At 72.6% G+C, this 7,775-nt stretch carries 6 protein-coding genes; 4 read left to right on the forward strand and 2 right to left on the reverse strand.

Translation table 11 applies throughout. From position 1 onward, the window contains the following. Positions 1–186: 186 nt before the first annotated feature. Positions 187–951, reverse strand: a complete 765-nt coding sequence (locus ACZ7FF_RS11470; protein ID WP_470811413.1) for a TetR/AcrR family transcriptional regulator — start codon at positions 949–951, stop codon at positions 187–189. 376 nt (positions 952–1,327) lie between these two features. Here ACZ7FF_RS11470 and ACZ7FF_RS11475 point away from each other — a divergent pair, with 376 nt between their 5' ends. The 3 genes from ACZ7FF_RS11475 to ACZ7FF_RS11485 all read left to right on the forward strand — a co-directional run bounded on the left by ACZ7FF_RS11475 (position 1,328) and on the right by ACZ7FF_RS11485 (position 5,359). Beyond that, a complete protein-coding gene (locus ACZ7FF_RS11475) occupies positions 1,328–2,707 on the forward strand; it encodes an NAD(P)/FAD-dependent oxidoreductase (RefSeq protein WP_470811414.1) in 1,380 nt (459 codons plus the stop codon). 130 nt (positions 2,708–2,837) lie between these two features. Beyond that, complete coding sequence (locus tag ACZ7FF_RS11480; protein WP_470811416.1) at positions 2,838–4,490, forward strand: ATP-binding SpoIIE family protein phosphatase; 1,653 nt, start codon at positions 2,838–2,840, stop codon at positions 4,488–4,490. A gap of 65 nt (positions 4,491–4,555) precedes the next feature. Next, positions 4,556–5,359, forward strand: coding sequence for a class I SAM-dependent methyltransferase (locus tag ACZ7FF_RS11485; protein WP_470811418.1), 804 nt, complete (start codon positions 4,556–4,558; stop codon positions 5,357–5,359). Positions 5,360–5,427: 68 nt separating this feature from the next. Here ACZ7FF_RS11485 and ACZ7FF_RS11490 read toward each other — a convergent pair whose 3' ends face one another. Continuing rightward, complete coding sequence (locus ACZ7FF_RS11490; protein ID WP_470811476.1) at positions 5,428–6,690, reverse strand: MFS transporter; 1,263 nt, start codon at positions 6,688–6,690, stop codon at positions 5,428–5,430. 134 nt (positions 6,691–6,824) lie between these two features. Here ACZ7FF_RS11490 and ACZ7FF_RS11495 point away from each other — a divergent pair, with 134 nt between their 5' ends. Next, entirely contained in the window at positions 6,825–7,373 is a 549-nt protein-coding gene (locus tag ACZ7FF_RS11495) for a MarR family winged helix-turn-helix transcriptional regulator (RefSeq protein ID WP_470811419.1), read from the forward strand. Positions 7,374–7,775: the final 402 nt, after the last annotated feature.

Consider the following 7,775-nt stretch of genomic DNA (forward strand, 5'->3'; position numbering starts at 1 on the left):
ACGCCCCCACCGCCGCCCGGCGGCGAACGCGCCCCGCGGAGCCGGCGCCACCGCCCCGCCCCGCCCCGGCCCGATCAGCGGCGCGCGCTCCCGCTCACAAGCCCCCCGAGGCGAACGCGCCCCCAAAAAAAGCCACCCGCACCCGCTGCGAAGGCTGCAGAGGGTGCGGGTGGGTGTCGCGGTGGGCTACGCGGGGCGCGAGCGCAGGCCCTCCAGGAGGATGTCCAGCAGCCGCGCGGACGCCGCCGCCTGCTGCGCGGCATCCGGCAGGGACGGCGCCGCCGTGGCGATCACCAGCAGCACGTCGGACACGGACACGTCCGCCCGCAGCTCACCCGCCGCCCTGGCCCGCTCCACCAGCTGCCCGACGACCTCCAGCAGCGCTCCGACGCCGCTCGCGTCGGCCGCCGGCTGAGGCTCCTTGGACACCAGCCGCAGCTCACCGACCCCGGGCTGCACCCGCTGCTGCGGCACCCGGGCCTCCTCGGCGGCGCCCAGCGCGTCGGCCGAGCCGGCGGAGCCGACCCGCAGCACCTGCGGCGGCAGCAACCGCCCGGCCCCCGACGCGACGGACGTCCGCAGGAACCGGGACAGCGCCGACCACGGCTCGTCCTCCTGCCCGAGCGCGGTCCGCGCCTGGTCGGTCAGCCGCGCGGTCTCCTCCTCGGCTATCCGCCGGACCAGCACGTCCTTGCTCGGGAAGCGCCGGTACACCGTGCCGACCCCCACCCGCGCGCGCCGCGCCACGTCCTCCATCGGGGCGCCGTACCCCAGCTCGCCGAACACCTCACGCGCCGCACGCAGCACGTGCTCCAGATTGCGCTGTGCGTCCACCCGCAGCGGCGTCGTACGCGGCCCGTCCGCGCGTCCGTTGCCCGCCGCCGGGCTCATCGCGCCGCCACCGGTCGCGACGGCGGTTGCAGATGACCAATGCGTGTCCTGAACATGCATGCTTTCCCCCGGTAATGACGTCTCCCCCCGGAGACTCCCCGCCACTGGATCCGGAGTGCGCGGAAGTGACACCGATCGCTACCGAGTCCGCCCGTCGCGGCACCCGCTCGACCACAATCCCTACACCCCGTCGACACACGAACATAGTTGAGAGGCAGTCAATTCAGAAGGGGCAGGTTCCGCACAGTGCGCCCCCCGATCGGAGTACGGGTCATGTACGTCCCGATTCCCCACCTTCGTTCCCTCTCGTCCGCCCCTGCTGACCTGCCCCCTTTCGTCCCGCCGGAACGGCGCCCCCGGCCCGGCGCACACCCGGCCGCCGGTCACACAAATTGCCGGGGCTGTGGACAAACAACAGCGCCGGGTGCGTCATGGGATGGTGAAGGAACGTGCGCGCATTCTGGTTGTCGGCGGCGGCTACGTCGGGATGTACACGGCCCTGCGTCTCCAGCAGAAGCTGAAGTCCGAGCTCAGGCGGGGTGAGGTCGAGATCACCGTCGTCACGCCCGACCCCTACATGACGTACCAGCCGTTCCTGCCCGAAGCGGCCGCGGGTTCGATTTCCCCTCGTCATGTCGTCGTACCGCTGCGCCGCGTTCTGCACCACTGCCACGTGGTCACCGGCGAGGTGACCTCCATCGACCACGCGGTGCGCACCGCCGCCGTCACCACGCTCGCCACCGAGGACGAGGGCAGGGCCGCCGAACTGCTCGGCTACGACGAACTCGTGCTCGCCCCCGGCTCCGTCTCCCGCACCCTGCCCATCCCCGGCCTCGCCGAGTACGGCATCGGCTTCAAGACCGTCGAGGAGGCCATCGGGCTGCGCAACCACGTCATCGAGCAGATGGACATCGCCTCCTCCACCCGGGACCCCGCCATCCGCGACGCCGCCCTCACCTTCGTCTTCGTCGGCGGCGGCTACGCGGGCGTGGAGGCGCTCGGCGAACTGGAGGACATGGCCCGCTACGCGTCGCGCTACTACCACAACGTCCGCGCCGAGGACATGAAGTGGATCCTCGTGGAGGCCACCGACCGCATTCTCCCGGAGGTCGGCGCGGAGATGGGCCGCTACACCGTCACCCAGCTGCGCCGCCGCAACATCCAGGTGCTGCTGGACACCCGACTGGAGTCCTGCGCCGACCGGGTCGCCGTACTCAGCGACGGCCAGCGCTTCCCGACCCGTACGGTCGTGTGGACCGCCGGCGTCAAACCGCACCCGCTGCTCGCCGCCACCGACCTGCCGCTCACCGGACGCGGGCGCCTGAGGTGCACCGCCCGGCTGACCGTCGACGGCACCGACCACGCCTGGGCGGCGGGCGACGCGGCCGCCGTACCCGACGTCACGGCCGCCGAACCCGGCACCGAGACCGCGCCCAACGCCCAGCACGCCGTCCGCCAGGCAAAGGTCCTCGGAGACAACATCGTGCACGCGCTGCGCGGCGAGCCCCTGGAGACGTACGCGCACCGGTACGTCGGCTCGGTCGCCTCCCTCGGCTTCCACAAGGGCGTCGCCCAGGTCTACGGGCGCAGGCTGAAGGGCTACCCTGCCTGGTTCATGCACCGCGTCTACCATCTCAGCAGGGTGCCCACCTTCAACCGCAAGGCCCGCGTCCTCGCGGAATGGACCCTCGCCGGCCTCTTCAAACGGGAGATCGTCTCGCTCGGTTCACTCGAACACCCGCGAGCGGAGTTCGAACTCGCGGCCGGTGGAAAGCCTCCCCAAGGCCCCTCGGGCGACCCGAAGGAGTCGTCCTGACCCGACCGAGGAACTCCTCGGACCGCCCAGGCGTCTGACGGATGTCGCCGCGGCCCGCTCCCTGCCAGACTGCCCACGTCCTCGGACGGGCCACCCGCCCTCCCTCAGCACCCACGAGGCTTTCCCCACAGTGAACTTCACGCGCTGGAGCGCCCGGCTCCCCGGAACGCAGCGCCGCGCCGCCGCGCGGAACGAGCCCCCGGTCTCCCCGGACCGGCGGGGGGAAGGCTCCGTCCCCGCCGCCCGCGCCGGGCAGCCTGCCGACGGGACGACGCACGTGCCCGCCGTCGACGAACTGCCCGCGCGCGACGTCCTCGACCGCGTCCCGGCCCTGGTCGCCCTGGTCCACGGCCCCGACCACCGCATCGCCTACGTCAACGACGCCTACACGGCCGCCTTCGGCACCCGCCCCACGGGCGCCCCGGCCCGCGAGGCGCTGCCGGAACTCGCCGAGCTGGGCCTGCTCCCGCTCCTCGACCAGGTGCTGCGCAGCGGCAAGCCCCGCACCCTGAAGTCCCGCAAGGCGGTGGACGGCCGCTCGTACACCTTCACCTGCACCCCCGTCGCCGAGGACGGCGACCGCGACGGCGGCGTACTGGTCTTCGCGACCGACGTCACCGACCACGCCGAGGCCGCCGAACGCCTGCGGGCCAGCGAGCGCCGCCAGCGCGAGACGGCGGTGACCCTGCAACGCTCGCTGCTCCCGCAGGAGCTGGAGCAGCCCGACGACCTGCGCATCGCCGCCACCTACCAGCCCGGCGGCACCGAGGCCGCGGTCGGCGGCGACTGGTACGACGTGATCACCCTCGGCGGCGGCCGCACCGCCCTGGTCATCGGCGACGTGATGGGCCGGGGCGTGCGCGCGGCGGCGGTCATGGGCCAGCTCCGCACGGCCGTGCGCGCGTACGCCCGCCTGGACCTGCCCCCGCACGAGGTGCTCCAGCTCCTCGACGGACTCGCCGCCGAGATCGACGCCAACCAGATCGCCACCTGCGTCTACGCCGTCCACGACCCCAACGAGGGCCGGCTGGTGTACGCCTCCGCCGGGCACCTGCCGATCCTGGTCCGTGACGAGAGCGGCACCGTCTCCCGCGCCGACGAGCCCACCGGCCCGCCGCTCGGCACCGGCGGCTGGATGCACTCCTCCGGCTCCATCGCCCTCGGCCCCGGCGCCACCGCCGTCCTCTACACGGACGGCCTGGTCGAACGCCGGGACGAGGACCTGGACGAGGGCATCGCAGCCCTGGAGGGCGCCCTCGCCGGCGCCACCGGCACCCCCCAGGTCGTCTGCGACCGCCTGGTCCGCTCGGCCGGCGTCACCGCCGACCACGACGACGACGTGGCCGTCCTCGTCCTCCAGCACCCGGCGCGCACCGGCCCCGACGGCGACCTCTTCCGCAACGCGGCCCTGGAACTCCTCGGCGGTGTCGAAGCGGCCCCCCGCGCGCGTGCCTTCGCCTCCGGCGTCCTCACCAGCTGGCGCTTCCCCACCGAACTCCACGACCTCGGCGTCCTCGCCACCAGCGAACTGGTCGCCAACAGCCTCCAGCACGGCACCCCGCCCATGCGCCTCAGACTCCGCCGCACCGACCGCAGACTCATCGTCGAGGTCACCGACGGCGACGACCACCTGCCCCGGCAGCGGCGCGCCGAACCGGGCGACGAGTCCGGGCGGGGCATCGCGATCGTGGCGACGATCGCCTCGAACTGGGGCTGCCGCCGCACCCCCGGCGGCGGCAAGGCGGTGTGGTGCGAGTTCGTCCTCCCCGGGGCAAAGCCATGACCCGGGGCCCCGGCCGCCCGCGCGGCACCCGCCCGCACACCGCCCCCGGTGCTAGAAGCTCACCCATGGCAGACACACACCACAGCAACGAGGGCCCCGAGGGGTACGACGCCCACAGCGCCCCGATCATGGGCCCGTTCGTGGCCGAGCTGCTGGACACCGTCGAACTGGGCCCCGGGGACACCGTCCTCGACCTCGCCTGCGGCACGGGCTTCGTCGCCCACGCGGCCGCCCCGCTGGTCGGCCCCACCGGGCGGGTCCACGGCGCCGACATCGACGAGGGCATGATCCGGGTCGCCCGGGACCGGCACCCGCGCCTCTACCCGGACATCGAGTTCACCGTGGCCCCCGCCGACCGCCTCCCCTACGAGGACGCCCTCTTCGACGCGGTCGTCTGCCAGCAGGGCGCCCAGTTCTTCCCCGACCTCACCGCCACCTTCACCGAGACGGCCCGGGTCACCCGCCAGGGCGGCCGCTTCGCCGCCACCGTCTGGGCACCCGTCGAGCGCCAGCCCTTCTTCCTCGCCGAGCAACGGGCCCTCCAGGAGTACGGCGGCCCCGACGCCCACGGCTACTTCATCAGGGCGTACGTCTGCACCGCCGAGGACCTGGCCGGCGCGCTCGGCGCGGCCGGCTACCGCGACATCGCCTACCGCGAGGTCACCTTCGGCATCGGCCTGCCCCCGCTGGACACCTTCGCCCTGGACCACCTGTCCGCGCTCTGGGGCAGCCTGATCAAGGAGGCCGGCGGCACGGAGGCCCTGACCCGGGCGGCCCGGCTGGTCCGCGACGAGCTGGCCGGCCACACCGCCGCCGACGCCACGGCCACGCTCCCCTTCACCGCGATCCTGGTCACCGCCACCCGCTGACGCGCACCGCCGGGCGGACGACGACGGCCGCCACCCGAAGGTGACGGCCGTCCAGGACAGCGGGAGGCTCACGCCTCCGCGGCCACCGGCTCCGCGGGCGCCCCGCCCCGGGAGACCACCCGGCTGCCGCGCGCCGGCCAGGGCCGGTCCTGCACGGGGGTGAGCCGCCGCCCGAGCCGCAGCGCCAGCCCGGTGATCCCCAGCGAGAACAGCAGGAAGGTCACGATGTACGGCCCGTGCAGCGAGGCGGCCAGGGGCCCGCCGACCGCCGGACCGACGGCCAGCGCGAGCTGCTTGACCAGCGCGAACGCCGAGTTGTACTGCCCGGCCATGCCCTCCGGCGCCAGATCGGCGACCAGCGGCGCGAGCGTCGGCGACAGCATCGCCTCGCCCAGCCCGAACAGCGCGTACGTCGACACGAAGGCGGCCGTCGCCATTTCGCGGCTGCCGTGTCCCAGCCCCGCGTACCCGGCGGCCAGCCAGGCCACGGCCCAGATCAGACCCACCGCGGCGATCACCCGCGAGCGCCGGCGCCGCTCCACGAACTTCAGCACGGCGAACTGGGCGACCACGATCATCAGCGTGTTCGCGGCCAGCGCCGTACCCAGCGCGGAGGTGGAGATCCCGGCGGCCTCCACGCCGTAGGCGCTCAGCCCCGACTCGAACTGTCCGTAGCAGGCGAAGAAGAGCACGAAGCCCAGCACGCACAGCTGCACCATCGCCCGGTTGCCGAGCAGCCGTCCCCAGCTGCCCTTCGACCGCGCGGGCGCGTCCTCGATCCGCGGCGAGTGCGGCATCCGCACCGTCGACATCACCACGACCAGCAGCAGGAACACCGCCGCCTCGATCGCGAACAGCAGCGTGAACGACGAGACGCGCGTGGTGTCGACGAGGTGACCGCCGATGAGGCCGCCTATGCCGAGCCCCAGGTTCTGCAGGAAGAACTGCGTCGCGAACGCCCGCGACCGGGTGTCCGCCGTCGAGCAGTCCACGATCATCGTCGCGAGCGCCGGCTGCATGACGGCCTGCCCGGCTCCGAGCGCCACGGCGGCCAGCAGTACGGCCGTCGCGTTGCCCGCGAGGCCCAGGCCCAGCGCACCCAGCGCGGCGGCGACCAGGGCGGCGAGCAGGACCGGCAGCGGGCCGCGCCGCACGATCGCCCGGCCGGCGAACGGCAGCACGATCAGCGCGGCCACGGCGAAGACGGCGAGCACGAGTCCCGCCGTCATGGCCCCCAGACCCCGCACCTGCGCCACATAGACGTACAGGTAGGGGACCGTGAAGCCGAGCCCGAAAGCGCTGAGTGCGTTGCCCACGTGGATCCGGCGCATCGCTGCGCCCATCGCCCTGGTCACGTTCACCTCTCTCACTAGTTAGATCTGAAGACTTCGAAGCTAAAGTTCGAAGCTAAAGAGTACACAGTGAAGGACTTCAAGGCAAAGGGACCGCGTGCCATACTGCGGCCATGGCCGACACCCCCGGCGTCACCGAGCCGACGCTCGAAGAACAGATCGCCGCCTACCAGCGCGAGTTCCAGGACCTCGACCCGCAGGTCGAGAAGATCGTGTCGGCGCTGTCCCGGCTGAACCGCCGGATGAACGTCGCCTACGGCCGCCAGACCAGCGGGCTCGGCATCAGCAACGCCGAGTGGGAGGTCCTCAAGGCCCTCGTCCTGTCCGGCGCCCCGTACCGCATGGGCCCCAGCGACCTCGCCAAGCGGCTCGGCCTCACCCCGGCCGCCATGACCCACCGGATCGACCGCATGGTCACCGAGGGGCTGGTCACCCGTGAGCGCGACGAGTCCAACCGGGTCCGGGTCATCGTCGAGCTGACCCCCGAGGGCCGGGAGAAGTGGCTGGAGGCGATGCGCCTGGCGACCGTGTTCGAGGAGGACCTGCTCCAGGACCTCACGCCGGCCGAGCGAACGGTGCTCGGCGAGGTGCTGACCAGGCTGCTGCGCAGGGTGGAGCACGCCCAGCCGGACGCCGGCGGGCGCCTCAGCGATCTCGACTGAGCCCTCGATCGAGTCCCACGGAAAAGATCTTGACAGGGGATGGTTGACACGCCCCTCCTCGATCCGTAAAGTTCGTCGGGTTGCCGCCGAGCCGTAACGTCTCTGCGACAGCACCTCAGCCGCTTCGAGCGGCAACCTCACACCATCAGCACGATCTCCCACCCGGGTTGTTTTCGGCGTGCCCGAATTCAATTCGAATAGGGACTCGGCGGCCCGATTGGGAATCGCCGGGCGGATCCGCTAAGGTTTGAGACGTCGGAACGGCTCAACGGCCGGGAGGACAAGCCCCGCTGACTGGGGGTCAGGCCCGAAAGGATCTGATAGAGTCGGAACCGCCGGAAAGGGAAACGCGGAAGCGGAAACCTGGAAAGCACCGAGGAAATCGGATCGAAAAAAGATCTG

It is taken from the genome of Streptomyces sp. NPDC037126 (assembly GCF_055605965.1).

What these genes read in the sequence shown, in the direction of transcription:
- ACZ7FF_RS11470 (WP_470811413.1), bottom strand. Translation starts at nt 951, where the DNA reads ATGCATGTTCAGGACACGCATTGGTCATCTGCAACCGCCGTCGCGACC.
- ACZ7FF_RS11475 (WP_470811414.1), top strand. Translation starts at nt 1,328, where the DNA reads ATGGTGAAGGAACGTGCGCGCATTCTGGTTGTCGGCGGCGGCTACGTC.
- ACZ7FF_RS11485 (WP_470811418.1), top strand. Translation starts at nt 4,556, where the DNA reads ATGGCAGACACACACCACAGCAACGAGGGCCCCGAGGGGTACGACGCC.
- ACZ7FF_RS11490 (WP_470811476.1), bottom strand. Translation starts at nt 6,690, where the DNA reads ATGCGCCGGATCCACGTGGGCAACGCACTCAGCGCTTTCGGGCTCGGC.
- ACZ7FF_RS11495 (WP_470811419.1), top strand. Translation starts at nt 6,825, where the DNA reads ATGGCCGACACCCCCGGCGTCACCGAGCCGACGCTCGAAGAACAGATC.